At 61.5% G+C, this 15,276-nt stretch carries 14 protein-coding genes; 7 read left to right on the top strand and 7 right to left on the bottom strand.

Annotated elements, in window-relative coordinates:
- Positions 1–4 precede the first annotated feature (4 nt).
- The 3 genes from B3527_RS11770 to B3527_RS11760 all read left to right on the top strand — a co-directional run bounded on the left by B3527_RS11770 (position 5) and on the right by B3527_RS11760 (position 1,982).
- Entirely contained in the window at positions 5–649 is a 645-nt protein-coding gene (locus B3527_RS11770; RefSeq protein WP_290479992.1) for a redoxin domain-containing protein, read from the top strand.
- A gap of 91 nt (positions 650–740) precedes the next feature.
- The gene (locus B3527_RS11765) at positions 741–1,232 is read left to right on the top strand and encodes a GNAT family N-acetyltransferase (protein ID WP_290479991.1); all 492 of its coding nucleotides are present in this window, start codon (positions 741–743) and stop codon (positions 1,230–1,232) included.
- A gap of 78 nt (positions 1,233–1,310) precedes the next feature.
- Positions 1,311–1,982, top strand: a complete 672-nt coding sequence (locus B3527_RS11760) for a nitroreductase (protein WP_290479990.1) — start codon at positions 1,311–1,313, stop codon at positions 1,980–1,982.
- A 2-nt stretch (positions 1,983–1,984) separates the two neighbouring features.
- On the opposite strand, the gene B3527_RS11755 is transcribed toward B3527_RS11760, so the two are convergent.
- Entirely contained in the window at positions 1,985–3,934 is a 1,950-nt protein-coding gene (locus B3527_RS11755; protein WP_290480677.1) for an ATP-binding protein, read from the bottom strand.
- Positions 3,935–4,309: 375 nt separating this feature from the next.
- On the opposite strand from B3527_RS11755, the gene B3527_RS11750 reads away from it, so the two are divergent.
- Positions 4,310–4,867: a hypothetical protein gene (locus tag B3527_RS11750; RefSeq protein WP_290488451.1), complete on the top strand. Its 558-nt coding sequence runs from the start codon at positions 4,310–4,312 to the stop codon at positions 4,865–4,867.
- 298 nt (positions 4,868–5,165) lie between these two features.
- Here the strand turns inward: B3527_RS11750 and B3527_RS11745 are convergent, their stop codons facing one another.
- The gene (locus tag B3527_RS11745; protein WP_290479987.1) at positions 5,166–5,699 is read right to left on the bottom strand and encodes a nuclear transport factor 2 family protein; all 534 of its coding nucleotides are present in this window, start codon (positions 5,697–5,699) and stop codon (positions 5,166–5,168) included.
- Between the two features lie 341 nt (positions 5,700–6,040).
- On the opposite strand from B3527_RS11745, the gene B3527_RS11740 reads away from it, so the two are divergent.
- A complete protein-coding gene (locus tag B3527_RS11740) occupies positions 6,041–6,757 on the top strand; it encodes a hypothetical protein (protein ID WP_290479986.1) in 717 nt (238 codons plus the stop codon).
- A gap of 1 nt (position 6,758) precedes the next feature.
- Here B3527_RS11740 and B3527_RS11735 read toward each other — a convergent pair whose 3' ends face one another.
- The 5 genes from B3527_RS11735 to B3527_RS11715 form a co-directional block, all read right to left on the bottom strand.
- Positions 6,759–8,807 carry a hypothetical protein gene (locus tag B3527_RS11735; protein WP_290479985.1) on the bottom strand — a complete coding sequence of 683 codons (2,049 nt, stop codon included), beginning with the start codon at positions 8,805–8,807 and terminating at the stop codon, positions 6,759–6,761.
- The gene (locus tag B3527_RS11730) at positions 8,804–11,665 is read right to left on the bottom strand and encodes a DUF4159 domain-containing protein (RefSeq protein WP_290479984.1); all 2,862 of its coding nucleotides are present in this window, start codon (positions 11,663–11,665) and stop codon (positions 8,804–8,806) included. Before B3527_RS11730 ends, B3527_RS11735 begins: the two co-directional genes overlap by 4 nt.
- Entirely contained in the window at positions 11,662–12,549 is an 888-nt protein-coding gene (locus B3527_RS11725) for a DUF58 domain-containing protein (protein WP_290481910.1), read from the bottom strand. The genes B3527_RS11730 and B3527_RS11725 overlap by 4 nt, the downstream gene beginning before the upstream one ends.
- Complete coding sequence (locus B3527_RS11720; protein ID WP_290479982.1) at positions 12,525–12,782, bottom strand: hypothetical protein; 258 nt, start codon at positions 12,780–12,782, stop codon at positions 12,525–12,527. Before B3527_RS11720 ends, B3527_RS11725 begins: the two co-directional genes overlap by 25 nt.
- A 136-nt stretch (positions 12,783–12,918) precedes the next feature.
- Entirely contained in the window at positions 12,919–13,917 is a 999-nt protein-coding gene (locus B3527_RS11715; protein WP_290479981.1) for an AAA family ATPase, read from the bottom strand.
- Positions 13,918–13,991: 74 nt separating this feature from the next.
- On the opposite strand from B3527_RS11715, the gene B3527_RS11710 reads away from it, so the two are divergent.
- Both B3527_RS11710 and B3527_RS11705 read left to right on the top strand, forming a co-directional pair.
- Positions 13,992–14,579 carry a DUF1285 domain-containing protein gene (locus tag B3527_RS11710; protein ID WP_242517400.1) on the top strand — a complete coding sequence of 196 codons (588 nt, stop codon included), beginning with the start codon at positions 13,992–13,994 and terminating at the stop codon, positions 14,577–14,579.
- 6 nt (positions 14,580–14,585) lie between these two features.
- On the top strand, positions 14,586–15,206 hold the full coding sequence (locus B3527_RS11705; RefSeq protein ID WP_206991371.1) for a CoA pyrophosphatase: 621 nt from the start codon (positions 14,586–14,588) through the stop codon (positions 15,204–15,206).
- Positions 15,207–15,276 lie beyond the last annotated feature (70 nt).

Below are 15,276 nucleotides of genomic sequence, written 5' to 3'. Positions count from 1 at the left end.
CATCATGATGAGCCGACGCAACTTTTCTCTCGCTGCTGGCATGGCCACCGCTGTGGCACTCAGCGCTGGCGCCCTGATCGCCTCGACGGCCCAGGCCGCCCCCGATGCAAGCGAGCCCATGATCGCCCCGGACTTCACCGGCACGACCGCCACCGGCGAGACCGTCTCCCTGTCAGATTATGCCGGCAAGCGGGTCGTCCTGGAATGGACCAATGATGGCTGCCCGTTCGTGCAGAAACATTATGCCGTGCCGCCTGCCAATATGCAGGGCCTCCAGACGGATGCGTCCGAGAGCGATGTCGTCTGGCTGTCCATCATCTCCTCGGCCCCCGGCAAGCAGGGCCACCGCACCGGCGCGGAAATCCTCGACATGAATGAAGGGCGCGGCGCGACGCCTGAGCATGTCATCATTGACGAGAGCGGAGACATTGGCCGCCTCTACAAGGCCAAGACCACGCCGCACATGTTCCTCATCACGGCCGACGGCATGATCGCCTATCAGGGCGCGATTGACGACACGCCGTCGGCGCGCGTTTCCGACATCGAGACTGCCACCAATTACGTCTCCGCCGCCATGCAGAGCGTGGCTGCGGGCGAACCGGTCGAAGTCGCCAGTTCCAAACCCTATGGCTGCTCTGTCAAATACTGACGAGGGATACAGCAAACCCACTGCGTCCAAATCGGCGCAGGAAGAAACTGTCGCTTGAACCGGGTGGCAATGCGCCGTACACGCGCTCGCCATGCTTCAGATTGTGCCCGAAACGCCAGACCTACACGCCGATGCGATCGAAGACCTCTTCGCGCGCACCTTCGGTTCGGGCCATTTTGCCAAGACGGCCGAGCGGCTGCGCGAATATTCCCGTTCCCTGCCAGAGATCAACCGCGTCGCCGTGCTGGATGGCAAGGTGATTGCCGTCTGCCGTGTCTGGCCCCTGAAGGTAGGCCCGCAGGCTGACCGTGCCCTGTTCTATGGCCCGGTCGCCGTTGGCCCCTCCCACCGGGGCAGCCGCCTTGGCCTGAGTGTCACGGGCGAAGCACTTGAGGCCGGCAAGGCCGCGGGCTGGCCCGCCGCCATCCTGATCGGCGCGCCCGCCTATTTCGGCGAGATCGGCTTTACCGTCACGCCAAAGCACCAGCTCATCTTCCCCGGCCCTCAGGACCAGTCCCGCGTCATGGTGAAAAGCCTTGCGGGCGATGCCAGCCAGCTTTCCGGCCGCGTCACCGCCGCCTAGCCACACTTCCCGCTTCTTTGACGTTGGGGCAGGGGCGCTAGGGCTCATGCAACAAAAGATCAAAGGGAGGCCCCGGCCATGAATTATGATGACGTCGTCAAATCACGCCGCAGCATTCGCGGATATCTCGACAAGCCGGTGCCGAAAGAGCTGATCCGCGAAATCCTCGAAATCGCCATGCGCGCGCCGACCTCGATGAACTCCCAGCCCTGGAATTTCTATGTCGTGGCCGGTGAGGTGCTGGACCGGATCCGCAAGGGCAATGTCGAGCGCAATGTCGCCGGCGTGCCCGACAGCCGCGAGTTTCGCATGGGCCCGCCCTATGCGGGCGTCCACCGGGATCGCCAGGTCGAGATCGCCGTCCAGCTTTTCCAGGCGATGGGCATTGAGCGCGGCGACAAGGAAAAGCGCATGGACTGGGTGCTGCGCGGCTTCCGCCAGTTCGACGCACCGGTCTCCATCGTCATCACTTATGACAAGGCGCTGGCCGGCGGCGACATCCCGCCCTTTGATTGCGGCGGCGTGGTCAATTGCATCGTCAACACGGCCTGGTCGCGCGGGCTCGGCTGCGTGATCAATTCGCAAGGCATTATGCAGAGCCCCGTCGTGCGCGAAGAGGCCGGCATCCCGGACGACCAAGTCATCCAGACCTGTGTCGCCATGGGCTGGCCCGACGAAACCTTCCCGGCAAATGCCGTCGTCTCAACACGGAAGTCCGTAGACGAAGCAGCGGTGTTCAGAGGGTTTTAGGTCTACTCCGAACTGAAGAAGCTTTGCCCAGAAATTCCGGCCTTATCGAAGAATGCCTGATTTCGGTTTCGAGCGTCAGTAATCAAGTCATCCCAGCTAATGAGTTCAATTGAACCTCGAAAACCGCTGTCTGGTCTATATACTCTGCCTCGTCCGTTCGCGGTTCTTTGCCAAGAATAAGACCAGTCGTCCATTTTTCCGACGATATCAGCGACAATGAAACAATAGAAAATTGTATTGCCGTCCAACTTAATAGGGCGGCCTTTGATGTCAGTGAGATTTCCAGATTGGAGTTGTTTGACATAGCGTTCGATCTGAAACTGGGGGTTTTCATCGGCATTGTAACTGGTTCGGCCAGGGCGCTTGAACTCAACAAGAAGAACTTTTGACGGTTCTTCCGTTTGTCGTAGTCCGTGCACATAATCAAAAACTAGAACATCCGCTCGCTCGTCGCTGTCCATCGTCTCGGATATCTTACTAAACTCAACATCTGAGCTGAAATACTGTGCGAATGTCAGTCGCTCGTCCACTATCCACAGGTCGTGAGAGCTGGCAGCCGAAAATTGACTGCCTCCCTCCGTCAAAGTCTCAACACGGATTGGGCAGATGAAAGAGTGCAAAACATCTTCTCTCTGATAAGAGCTATCTTTGGTGTCTGCACGAACCTTTTCGAGCAAAATTTCAATGAAGTCGAGCACGACTTTTCGACGCACAACATATTCAGCTAGACTTTTTTGCTCAGCTTCTTCGATTGCAGATCCGGCATCCCGAATAGCGTCAAAGAAGTCATCCACTTCGACTGATGTATCTTTCAGTCGTGTCAGCACGTGTCGAATTTTCTCTGCTTGGCGCTCGTCGCGTCTGAAGCGTTCGCGGGCTAGGTGCCCGTATATTGCGTCTTCTTTCAACTCTCCGGATGGTACACGCTGTTGAAGTTCTTCCATGGCACCAAAAGCTACAGAGGGATAGGTTGCAGTGATCTGTTCTATCTTCTCTCGTTGCTGCCCTCGTAATTCAGAAATTGGACCTTCCAAAAAAACTTCGATTTCAGGTGAGCAAACGTCGTTGATTATCCGCTCAATAACTGCGTCTTCAAAAGTGAACGCTGTTCGTTCCTGATTAACATTGGAGTCTAAAAATTGTCCGGTGACGATTGCGTGAAAAACCCTGTCACTGTTTTCACCGAAGTAGTTGAGTCCAAGCTTTCCATCTATGCATTGAGAGTGAACAGTTCTATCGTGGGCGATGAAGTGGACGAAGTGTTTTCCCTTCAGATCTGAACTCGCGACTTTGCTGCATTCCATTAAAGTGAGTGTCAAAACTCCATACTCTGCAGTATCGAGATCAATAGCATCATCCTGACGGTGGACAATTTCAGATATTGCGTCCGGGTAATCGCGTGATTCACTTCCAACTATAACTTGGATGCGAGGGCTTCGCCCTCCAATAAAAGATGGCAAAAAGTGAGAAGTAAAATGTTGAAAAATGAAGCTATCTCGACCAGGAAACTTATCCCGGTAGGCATTATTTCTCAGTCCCGTAAAGCGAACGAAAAAGCCGACGTCAACTTCTTCGCCGATTGCTTCATCACTCAAATTTCTGATTTGATTGTCGAGGGCGAGTACGAAATCAAATGACTTCCGCCTTAGGGCTGAACCGTCATTTGTATAAGTGGATTTTACCCGAATTGATTCGAAACAATCCAGCCACATCAGGCGACCTACACCCTTTCCGCCGATTTCGATTTTGTTGTCTGTGTCGGTGGTTGTGAATGCGTCCCAATTTTTCTCGTTAAGGCCATTTCCATTGTCTTCGACTGTGGCCCACACCTCATTTTTGTTCCGACTGGTATTTACAGTGACCGTTACACGCCCTTTTTCCGATACGTCATCTCCAAATCTTGCTTGAGTGGAGTGGATCGAATTGCTTACGGCTTCAAATAGTGGCTGCATTGCGCTCGCCACATTGGTGGGCTTAGGAAGTCGCTCTATTCGTTTAACTAGATTTGGTCGAAGAGATGTCATGCTGTTCCTATGAGTAGATCCGGCTGATTTGATTTTCTACCGCTTCCTTGATGCTGTCACCCAAAAAGTGAATTGCTTCCAACTTTAAGAAAACTGCAAAATTGCTGCTTTCCCTCAAAGTTCGCGCATACCTTATCGCACTGATGGTGGCACAGCACTTCCCAAATCCGTCTGATAACTCCCGCCCCTAGACTCTCCTGCATGAACGGGATGGCGGCATTCATCGAACAGGGGCTCAAAGCCGCGCAGGGCGCGGTGCTGGATGTGCGGGCGCAGGCCGGGCTGCATCTGGAGCCGGACTCGGTGTCGCGGCGCGTGCGCGCCAGGGTGCGCGGGCGGCTGAAGGTCATCGAGACGATTGTCCGGCGGCTGATCATCCTGATGGCGGCGGCGCTGGACCTGCCACCCCTGCCGCAAGCCAGTCCCGGCCAGACCGGCGCGGCGGCCTCCGCCCCGCGCCCGGCGCTTGCCGACACGGTAGAGGATGTTACGGACACTTTTGGGACCAGTTATGGACCAGTCCATCGCCTCAACCTGACCGGGCGGCGCGCCGCCGGTCTCATGGATTGGCAGGACGCCTTTGCGGGGAAGGGGGCCGCGCAGACGCTCGTCGCCGGGCCGGTCCCGGCCGCGCCGCTGATCGCGCACATCATCGCGCTGCAACGCCTGCTGAAAGATCCCGCACCGACCGCCAGACGGCTCGCCCGCCATCTGGCGCAGATGAAGGCAAGGCAAGAGCCGCGCCCTGTCTGCCCGCCCAGCACCGGGAATTTCCGCCTCGGCGCAGAGCTGGGCAGCGTGGCCAGCGCCCTGCCGGGCCTTGTCAGCCGCGCCGTCGCGGACTGGCCCGACACGTCCTGAGGTGTCCCTGAATTTTGTCTGATTGCCGGTGCGCTATCCGCGACTCCGGTCGCAGGCACAGGCGGCGAGCTTCGCTCTCCTTCGACTTCGCTCAGGATGAGCTGATCTCTTGAGGCGGCTTACGGACTCATTCCGCCTCCCTTGCTGACTCATCCTGAGCGAAGTCGAAGGATGAAGCCACCGGGAGCAGAAGCCCGGCGCTTGCGCTTCGGGCCTTCTCGGGGACATCGCATTGCGATGTCTGACCCCTCGAAGCCTGAGCGAAGTCGAAGGATGACCGATCAGGAAACCAGGGAACCTACTTGCCCTCAAAGAAGGAATAGACCGCATCTTCCGGATGGCTCGCGCCAATCGGCGTGCGCGGGCCGAAACGCTCGGCCTCTGTGCCCGGCGGCAGCGGCATTTCCTCGGTCCAGTCGAACACGACGAGCCGGTTCAGCACGCGCCACTCGCCATCGCGCTTCACGAACCAGTCGAGATAGCGCCCTTTCATGTCCCATTGCTGCATCTGGCGGTCGGCGCCCGGCTGGCGCTGGAAGGCAGAGAAATAGCTCTCCACCGCCGCGCCGCCCTCGCGGAATTCGATCAGGATGTTGTGGATCTGGTGAATGCCCCGCTCGATATAGGGCAGCGTCTTCATCGCCCAGTCGACAAAGCCCGACGCGCTGCCCTGGTAAGGCCCGTGATGATCGGTGCCATCCGGCCAATAGGCCGAACGCAGCATTTCCTCATCCGCCCGGTCGATGCCGCGCGCATAGCGAAACAGGCAATCCCGGATCGCTTCGCGCGCCCACAATTCCTCGACTTTCTGTTCCAGCGTCAATTCGGCCATGGCGGCGCTCCCTGTTTGATTGCCTGCTAGGTACAGGGCTTTTCCGGATTGTAAAACAGGTCAGAGCGGCCTGAAATGGGGCGGTGCCAAATATGCACTGGGCGGGCAAGTGGGTCACCACGCCTTCGCCAGCGTGCATTTGGGCGAAACGTGCTTCACCGGACAAGTCCTTGTTACAGCTGTGAAATTTGAAGATTTCGCCCGGATGAACGGGCAGGTCTCCGTGCAAGTGAAAGTGACTGTAATTCGCATAAGGAGCAGTTCGCCGCCGACTTTTCCGGGCCGTCTTGTCCGCCCCGCCTGCTTGCGTCAGGACAAGGCAAAAATGACGGAGGTCTCCCATGCTGAAACTGAACCTGCTGGCTGCGAGCGCTTGTGTCTTCGTGACCGAAAGCCTCGCAGAAACACGGGTCATCGGCGAGGCGGCCATTTCCAGCGGGCTGCATGATCGCGGCGAACAGATCGGCCCGCTGACACTGGAAACAGAACTCCTGCTGGAGACAACCGGCGCGCATGGCACGCTTTATGGCGGGCTCTATCGCCTGACTCCCATCGGCGCAGACCAGGCGGCCTTCGCGGACGAGACCGACTATGTCATCGGCTACCAGTTCGACATCCAGGGCGGCAGCATGGACCTGACGGCAAGCTGGCTGACCTATCCGGGAACAGAGGATGAAGAAAGCCTGGAGCTTGCCGCAAGCTTTACGTCCGACTTGCCCTACAGCCCGGCGCTCGCCGTGTTTCACGATGCCACGCTGGGCGATTTCGGCGCCGAAGTCTCCGCCGGCCCCTCCTGGAAATCCGGTGCATGGGATGCCTACGTCCTTGCCCGCGCAGGCTTTGTCGATGCCGGGGACGAGTCCGGCGATCGATCCCATGCAGGCCTCGAACTGGGCGCGGCAAGGCCACTTGGCCAGCAGGCCGAAATCGGCCTCTACGCGCGCTACGACATATCCGACGCGGACAGTTTTGCCCGCGAGATAAATCAGGGCGTGGTGACCGAGTTTGCCAGTTCCGGCCTCGCCGTCGGTGCCGTGATCGGCGTGGTGATCCCCTAGATCACCGCCCTTCACGGCGCCAGGCGAGCAGCAGCAGGCCAATCAGCAGCGCCGCCGCAATCACCCCCGGCAGCAGAGGCTGGCTGCTAGACGACCGCACGGCATAAGCGCCGCGCTCTCGCAGGCCGAGCCAGTTGCCGCCCGCCGAATTTCCCCGCGCGCTGGTGCGCCGAATGTCCGGCAAATTCGTGCCGCTGGCATTCAGGCGGAAGACGCCGCCACTGGTCGCGTCGGCCAAAGGCTGCAAAACTTCGGTCGTGGACTGAAGGTCTGCATATTCCTTCGGATTGGCCGGCCCATTCAGGGCGACCGCTTCCAGCCCGCCCGCTTCGGCGCGGTAGAGGCCGAGCTGGTCAATCGGCGCCTCAGCCACGAACCGGCCCGGCCCGTCCTGGCGCCATTGCGGCTCGAGGAAGCTGCCTTCCGGCGTCTCGACCACCAGCGGCGGTGCGCTATCCAGCAGCGTACGCAGTTCCACGCGCGCTGTATCGCCTTCGGCCACAAGATTCAGCTTGCGCTCTTCCAGTTCCGGCTCCTTCATCATCCAGTGGACAACGCGGCGCATCAATTCGGCAAACGGTCCGCCCCCATCATGCCCACGCGCCCATAGCCAGATCTGATCGGTCATCAACATGCCGACGCGGCCATCGCCCACGCGGTCCACGATCAGCAAGGGTTTGCCGCGCGGCCCGCTCATCAGCACATCTCCGGCTTGGGCTTCGGCATCGATATAGCGCATCCAGCCGCCCCATTCGCGGCTGGCCAACGGCATGGTCACGGCGTGGCGCTGGCCCGGCTCGGTCAGTTCTGGTGTGTACTCCCCGGTATAGATATCGCCCGTAGGGGAGGCAGGCAGCACTGAAGCCAACGGCGAGCGCGCCAGGCTACCCGGCCCGGCAAACGGCTCGCCCGCTGCAATGAACAGCGCGCCGCCTTCGGTCACATAGCGGGACATATTGGCGAGGTAAGACTGGGTGATCACACCCCGGCGCTCATACTGATCAAAGATGATCAGGTCGAATTCTTCCAGTTTCTCCTCGAACAATTCCTCGGTCGGGAAGGCGATCAGGGCAAGCTCTTCGGTCGGCGTATAGTCCAGCTTGTAGGGCGGGCGCAGGATGGTGAAGTGGACAAGGTCCACCGAAGGATCGGATTTGAGCAGGTCGCGCCAAACCCGGCCCGCCTGGTTCGGCTTGCCGGTGACGAGCAGCACGCGCAGCCGGTCGCGCACTCCAGAAAGGGTCGCCGCCGTGCGATTGTTGGCCAGTGTCAGCTCCTCGCGTCCCTCTGGCGTCTCGACCACGATGACATTTTCGCCGCGTCGTTCAATCTCGATCGGTACACTCGTATTCTCGCCGGGCGTCACATTCATCCGGCGCGGGGTGCCGCCATTGACAGACAGTTCAATCTCCACCTGCCGACCGTCTGGCAGGTCGGGATCATCCACCCGCACGACCAATTCAGCCATTTCGCCCACGATGCCAAAGTCCGGGGCATCGACAATCGACACGCGCCGATCACCCCGGTTGGGGTCGCCTACGATCAGCCCATGCAAAGGGCCGATATGGCGTTCGTCAGAGTCCGGTTCCGGCAAATCATGAACCTGTCCGTCAGTGATCAGGATGGCGCCTGCAATCCGGTCGCGGGGGACATCAGCCATCAGGCCTTCCAGCGCGCCATAGAGATTGGTGCCATCCGCACCCGGATCGCTCTCCAGGATGCGCACTTCCAGGGATGGGTCCGCTTCCAGTTCAGCATTCAGCGCGGCGAAAGCCGCTGAGGCCGTCGCTTTGCGTTCGCCGAACTCCATGCTTTCGGACCGGTCGAGAATGATCGCCGCCACCGAGGGCAGGGGCTCACGCTCTTCCTGTACGAGTGAGGGGTTCGATAATGCCGCAGCCAGCAAAGTCAGCGCCAGCCCTCGCGTTAGCCACGCTTTGCCGCGCAGAAACGCATAAGCGAGCCATGCCAGCGCAGCAAGCGCCACGACTGCCCACAGGATCGGCCAGCCAAGAAAGGGCTCAAAGCCGAGGCGCGTTGCGTCAATCATTGCGGCCCTCCATCGGGAATGCGGGTCGGCAGGCGGACCGGGCTTTCATCCAGCTGCTCTTCGTCGCCATTGCCGAGACGTTCCAGCAGAGCCGGGATGTGCACCTGGTCGTCCTTGTAGTTTCCAGTCAGCACATACATGACCAAATTCACGCCGAAGCGTCTCGCCATTTCACGCTGTTGCGCTCCGCCGTCCACGGAATAGAGGTCGCGGCCCTGTTCATCCACGGCCCAGGCCGAAGCCCAGTCGGCATCGCCGATAATGAGGCGTGAAACGCCGTCGCCGCGCGGTGCACTGGCATCGCCCGCCTGCTCGATCCAGAGATTGCGCTGCGCATAGCGCCCCGGAAAGTCGTCCAGCAAATAGAAGGTTCGCGTCAGAACATGGTTTTCGCCCACCGTCTGCAAGGGCGGTGCATCAAGCCCTTCCAGCAAGGTCTCCAGGCGGGTCACATCGGTCTGCGTTCCAATCGTTCCGCCTGCGCGCGTATCAATCACCAGCGCCCCGCCAGAGCGCAGGTATGTATTGAGGTGGGCAATCGCAGTGTCCGACAGCGGCGGCATGGAGTCGGGTATGTTGAGATAGATCAGCGGGTACAGCTCAAGCGCGTCGGTCTCCAGATCGACACTATGGGGATCAGCCGGTTCGACGGACGTACGCAGGCGCAGGATATTGGACAGACCGAACAGGCCGGCGCGCGTACGCGCATTGAGCGAACGGTCAGGTGTTTCCACATAGGCCAGGCGCATCTCCAGCGCCGCGTCGATCTCCTTCTGGGTCGCGTTTCCGTTGGGCGGCAGTCGGATCGTCTGCGGATTATTGTCCACTCGGCGATAGGTGCCGTCCGGCAACAATTCATACTGGAAGGGTTGGGCCGCCGCATCCGGTGTCGGCACCGCGACCAGCGCGCCACCAGCCACCACACATGCCATCGCTGCGCCCTTGCCAAACCGGCGCAGCCGTCCGGCCACGAACAGGGCGATGAAAAGGTCCAGCGCCAGCAATACGGCAGCAAGGGTCAGCAACGGCCCTGCAAGGCGCAACGACCGGGCCTCGGCATCGCCCAGCAGACGAGCCGAAATTGGCCAGTTCGCGATCAGCTCCGGCCGCTTGCCGGCACCCGCATTCAGGGCGCGCGATCCGGCTGGCCCACGATAGAGCCCCGGTGGGTGAGCTTCAGACGGTTCGGTCGTTGCAAAATCGGTGGCCTTCAAGGGCGCGGCATTGGCCCCCGCGGCCGACAGGCGCCCATAGCCGTCCAGGGTCAGGAAAGGGGCGTAAGCCCCCTCCGCATCGCCGACGGATTCGCCACGTCCGGCTGCAATCGACCGGCGCAGCATCTGCGAGAACGTGCCGGAATAGGCAAGGTCGGCCCAGTCCGGCCCGGCGGTTGTGTGGAACAGAATCAGCGTGCCATCGCCGCGCATGTCGGCGGTCACCAGCGGAGAACCATCTGCCAGTCGCGCCCACGTCTTCGATGCGAGTTCCGGCCCCGGCCGCGCGAGCACTTGCTGCTTGATGCGCACGTCACCGGGAATGGGCAAGCCTGCAAAGGGGGAGGTCTCCGGGAACGCCGCCATGGCTTGCGGCTCATCCCAGGCCAGCGCTCCGCCGAGCGCGCGAGAAGACCGGCGCAGCGCAACCGGCAGCAGGTCATCGCCCTGCGCGGCGAGGCGCGGACCGGCAAACCGGATCAGCGCGCCGCCTTCCTCGACCCAAGCGTGCAGCAATTCGGCATCCTGCGGCAGGATCTGCCCGATATCACTCAAGATGATTGCATCCGGGGACGCGGCCACAAGGTTCTCGATACTGCCTTCGGATATCGTCGCGAAAGGCTCCAGCGCCTTGCGGATATAGTGCATGTCCGACAGCAGCGGCTGGGCCGTGCTGCCTGCATCGACGAGACCCACCCGGCGTGAGCGATCGGCGGAATCCCATAGCCAGACCGTACCTGCGCCTTGCTGGCCTGTGACGCTGAACCGGGCAACGCGGGCGAGTGCTGCGGCAGGGATGGTAAACTCGGCGGCCGCTTCGGTCTGCCCATCGGCAAATTCCAGGGGCGCAGTCGCGAGGGCTGAACCATCAATCGTCATGGCAGATACATATCCGGTTGCGATGCCGCGCGTGGAAGCGCGGCGGGCGGTCACGCTGACAGAATCTGTTTGCGACCGAATGCCGGAAATCACGACCGGGCCCGTCGGCGCTGCGGCATAGACGGTCAGCGGCGCGAAACTTGACAGCTCCGCGGCAAAGGCCTGGCCGTCCTTGCCCTGCAAGCCGTCGCTTGCCCAGAAGATGCGGTCAGGCTTCAAACTTGAGTCATTCAACCGCCGCAACGCATCGGCGCGGTCCGGAGCCCAGGCCTGCGGCCTCAGCGAGGTCAAGCGCTTGCCCATGTCGGCGCGGGAAATACGCTCGGCCGGGTCGGGATTGAATTGTTGCGGCGCGGTCAGCAACAGATGGACCGGCGCGTCGCGATTGCCCGTGTCCAGCGTTGCGGTCGCGGCATTGACGAGGTCCGGCCAGCGCGGCGCAGACGGCCAGCCATTGTCGACCACGATCAGCAGACTGCCGGTGCCTTCCACAGTCTCGGTCTGCGCGCCCGGCGCATAGACGGGTTGGGACAGGCCGAGGATCGCGGCGGCAATCGCCAGCGTACGGATCAGCCAGACCCACCACGGCGTGCGCGCGGGTGTCTCTTCCTGCGGCTCGATCCCGTCGAGCAATTGTAGCGACGGCAATTCCGCATGACGTGGGGCAGGGGGCGTTGCCCGCAGGATCCACCAGATGATTGGCAGCGCGGCCAAAGCGGCAAGCGCCCACGGCGCGCCGAGCAGGAATGGGCCGAGCGAGGTCATGCCTTGGCCCCGAACGTCTCGACCTGCGCCTTCAGCCGGGCGGCGCCTTCAAGGCTGGACGTTCCGACTGTATGCGTCACCAGCCGCCAGCCCATTTGCGTGGCCAGTCTGCGCAATCCGTCCCGCTGTTCGGCAAAGCGGCGGAGGTAAGCCTCACGCATTGTCTCGGCCCGGCCAAGGATACGGTCGGACTCGGTGCCGGGGCGGCTGAGCTTGGTGCGGCCTTCAAACGGGAAGCTTTCCTCGATGGGTGCCGAGATCGCCAGCAGCACGCCTTCCGGGCATTTCGCGGCAAGCGGCGCAAGGCGGGCCTGCCAGTCTGCGAGCGGCGCGTAAAAGTCAGACGCCAGAATAATCGTTGCCGCTGATTTCGGCGGCGAGGGAAACTGGCCATGCGTGCCGCGCTCAAGGTCTTCGGCGAGCCGCGCCACGGCCTTTTTGCCAAAGCTGGCCGTCCGGCCCGCGCCCAGCATGCCGATGCGTTCGCCATCCTTCGACATCATGATGCCGATGGCCAGCATCAGGAGTTGGGCTTCTTCGGCCTTGGTGCGCAAATCGCCCTCGCCCTTCCAGCGGAAACCCGGTGCATCATCACTCCAGAACAGCACCGTGCGCGCGGTTTCCAGTTCTGTTTCGCGTACGAACAATTCCGTGCCCTTGGCGGAGCGGCGCCAGTCGACCCGGTCGGCGGCGTCTTCCTGCGCATAGCGGCGATACTGCCAGAAATGCTCGCCCGTGCCCGCGCGGCGACGGCCTGCCGAGCCGATATGCGCAGCCTCGCTCGCCTCGGCCTTGAAGTTCAGGCCGGGCAATTGCCGGGCAAGGCTCTCGGCTTCTGAGCGAAGATCGGCGGACGGGGTCATCGAGCCAGAGCTTTCCGGCATGCCATTGCTTCAGCGGCAAGTGCCTGCGGTGATGTGCTGTTGGCTTCGGCTTCAGCGATTGCGGCATCAGCAGCGCCTGAATAGGCGTGCAAGAGTGTGGATGCGCGCTGGGCAAGTTCGTCCGCGTCCAATTTGTCATCCCGGAGCAGTTCGTTCTGGCTGGCGATAACGGCCTCCAGCAGCGCCGCGTCGGCTTCATTGGAAGCACCCTCCAGCATAGCAATTGCTGACATATGCATGATCAGGCAAGAATCGAAGTTTGTCACTCCAGCAGGCGTCGCCTGCTGCCCGCAGGAAACAAGCCATACAGTCGCAATCACCAAGGCGGATGCGTGTTGATGTTCGCGGGCGGGAATCATTCCTAGAGCGCTAAGCCACCTTCCGGGCAAGGTCATTGATCAGGTCGGTCAGGCTTGGTGCCTCGCCGGTCGGGTCATAGCGCATTGCCATGCGGTGGCCGAGGCAGGGTTCTGCGAGCGCCTCGACATCCTCGATGCTTGGGGCCAGACGCCCGCGCAACAGCGCGCGGCTCCGCGCTGCCAGCATCAGCGCCTGACCGGCGCGCGGGGACGGGCCCCAATCGACCAGGCGCTTGACGCGCTCATCGGTAGTCTGTTCCGGCCGGGCGTCGCGCACGAGGCCGAGGATCGCCGAGACGATCTTCTCGCCCACCGGCATCCGCCGTACGAGGCCCTGCAGCGCGATCAGCCGGTCGGCGTCCAGCGCCGGGCGGACCACATTGTCATCGCCGGTCGTCGTCTCGATCAGGATGCGGCGCTCGGTGTCGAGGTCAGGATAGTTCACGTCGACCTTCAGCAGGAAACGGTCCAGCTGCGCCTCGGGCAGGGGATAGGTGCCTTCCTGCTCGATCGGGTTCTGCGTCGCCAGCACATGGAAGGGCGCCGGCAAATCATGGCGCACACCCGCCACGGTGACATGGCGCTCCTGCATCGACTGGAGCAGGGCAGACTGGGTGCGAGGGCTGGCGCGGTTGATCTCGTCCGCCATCAGCAGCTGGGTGAAGATCGGCCCTTTGAGGAAGCGGAAGGTGCGCTGCCCGCTCGGGCTTTCGTCCAGCACTTCAGAGCCGATAATGTCTGAGGGCATCAGATCCGGCGTGAACTGGATGCGCTGGTTGGCGAGACCAAGCGCGGTGCCCATCGCCTCGACGAGGCGTGTCTTGGCCAAGCCGGGCGCGCCGATCAGCAGGGCATGGCCCCCGGCCAGTACGGCGGCGAGCGCCAACTCGACCACGCGGTCCTGTCCGAATACCGCCTTCGCAATTTCGGCTTTCACCTGCGCCAGCGTTTCGGCGGCGGATTCGGCTTCTGCGATGATTGCATCACTTACCTGGTCAGTATCGGCCATCAAAAGGGCGCCTCCGGGTTTTCGATCTGAATAAACAAACCTATGTCTAAGGCCGGATCATGGCGGAGCAAAACGTGAATTCCAGTGCCACAACCACAATCAGTCTCGAAGAGACGCTTAAAGCGATCCTTCCCGATGGCAAGGTAGATGGCAAACTGCCGCCGGTTCATCTGTGGAATCCTGAGCGCTCAGCTGACATCAACATGGAAATCCGCGCGGATGGCAGTTGGTGGCATGAAGGCGACCCAATTAATCGCGAGCGACTGGTGAAGCTGTTCTCGCGCATCCTGCGCAAGGATGAGGACGGTTCGGTCTGGCTCGTCACGCCCTACGAAAAAGTGATCGTGCATGTGGCCGATGCGCCTTTCCTTGCTGTGCGCGTCGAGCGGGCGGGCGAGGCCGGACCGCAACAGACACTGGCCTTCGTCACAAATCTGGGCGATGTGACGCTGGCAGGGCCGGACGCGCCGCTGCGCGTCGAGACCGATCCCGAGACCGGAGAGCCTTCCCCCTATGTATTGGTGCGCGGACAGCTCGAAGCCAAACTTGCCCGGCCGGTCTTCTACGAACTGGCCAATATGGCAGAACCTGCACCCGACGGATCAGATATGCTGGGCGTGTGGAGCCAGGGTGTCTTCTTTCCTCTCGGACCGGCGGCCTGATCCGGCATGAGCTGGAACGGGCTGGACGATTTCCTGACGCGGGTCTCAGACCGGCTTGACCCGCCCCATGGCGAAGGGCGGCTGACCGAATATGGCGACCTCGACTTCCTGACGCCAGAAGAACTGGCGGTAATCCGCCCGGCGGCGGTGCTGTTTGGTGTCATCCCGCGCAAATCCGGTCCGACCGCGCTGCTCACCCTGCGCCCGGACACGATGGCCAATCATGCCGGACAGGTTGCCTTTCCGGGCGGCAAGATCGATCCGATCGACGTGGACGAAGTCGCCGCCGCCCTGCGCGAGGCTGAGGAAGAAGTCGGCGTGAACCCGGCAGAGGTGGAGGTTCTGGGTCGCGGCGCGCCCTATGTCACCGGCACCATGTTTCGCATCACGCCGGTCGTGGGGATTCTGCCCGCCGATTTCGAGCCCAAACCCGACCCGACCGAAGTTGCGGACGTGTTCGAAACGCCCATCGATTTCCTGATGAATATCGCCAACCATCAGGTCGGCCGAGCTGTCTACAAGGGCAAGGAACGGCAATTTTACGAGATGCCGCATGGCGGCTTTCGCATCTGGGGCGTGACCGCCGGGATTATACGGAAACTGTATCATACACTGTACGACGATTGATCCGGCCCGGTTTTAGGGGTTTGTTCAATCCATCCACGCCTTATCTAAGGTGAAACAATCGGAGGGAACG

It is taken from the genome of Hyphomonas sp. UBA4505 (genome assembly GCF_002388685.1).
GTDB lineage: Bacteria > Pseudomonadota > Alphaproteobacteria > Caulobacterales > Hyphomonadaceae > Hyphomonas.
Note: the sequence above shows the minus strand (reverse complement) of the source record. Positions and strands in the feature narration are given on the sequence as shown.

Excerpts from the sequence above, each read along its gene's own strand:
- B3527_RS11715 (WP_290479981.1), bottom strand. The coding sequence starts at position 13,917 with ATGGCCGATACTGACCAGGTAAGTGATGCAATCATCGCAGAAGCCGAA.
- B3527_RS11755 (WP_290480677.1), bottom strand. The coding sequence starts at position 3,934 with ATGCAGCCACTATTTGAAGCCGTAAGCAATTCGATCCACTCCACTCAA.
- B3527_RS11705 (WP_206991371.1), top strand. The coding sequence starts at position 14,586 with ATGAGCTGGAACGGGCTGGACGATTTCCTGACGCGGGTCTCAGACCGG.
- B3527_RS11770 (WP_290479992.1), top strand. The coding sequence starts at position 5 with ATGATGAGCCGACGCAACTTTTCTCTCGCTGCTGGCATGGCCACCGCT.
- B3527_RS11720 (WP_290479982.1), bottom strand. The coding sequence starts at position 12,782 with ATGTCAGCAATTGCTATGCTGGAGGGTGCTTCCAATGAAGCCGACGCG.
- B3527_RS11730 (WP_290479984.1), bottom strand. The coding sequence starts at position 11,665 with ATGACCTCGCTCGGCCCATTCCTGCTCGGCGCGCCGTGGGCGCTTGCC.
- B3527_RS11765 (WP_290479991.1), top strand. The coding sequence starts at position 741 with ATGCTTCAGATTGTGCCCGAAACGCCAGACCTACACGCCGATGCGATC.
- B3527_RS11735 (WP_290479985.1), bottom strand. The coding sequence starts at position 8,807 with ATGATTGACGCAACGCGCCTCGGCTTTGAGCCCTTTCTTGGCTGGCCG.
- B3527_RS11740 (WP_290479986.1), top strand. The coding sequence starts at position 6,041 with ATGCTGAAACTGAACCTGCTGGCTGCGAGCGCTTGTGTCTTCGTGACC.
- B3527_RS11760 (WP_290479990.1), top strand. The coding sequence starts at position 1,311 with ATGAATTATGATGACGTCGTCAAATCACGCCGCAGCATTCGCGGATAT.
- B3527_RS11725 (WP_290481910.1), bottom strand. The coding sequence starts at position 12,549 with ATGCCGGAAAGCTCTGGCTCGATGACCCCGTCCGCCGATCTTCGCTCA.
- B3527_RS11745 (WP_290479987.1), bottom strand. The coding sequence starts at position 5,699 with ATGGCCGAATTGACGCTGGAACAGAAAGTCGAGGAATTGTGGGCGCGC.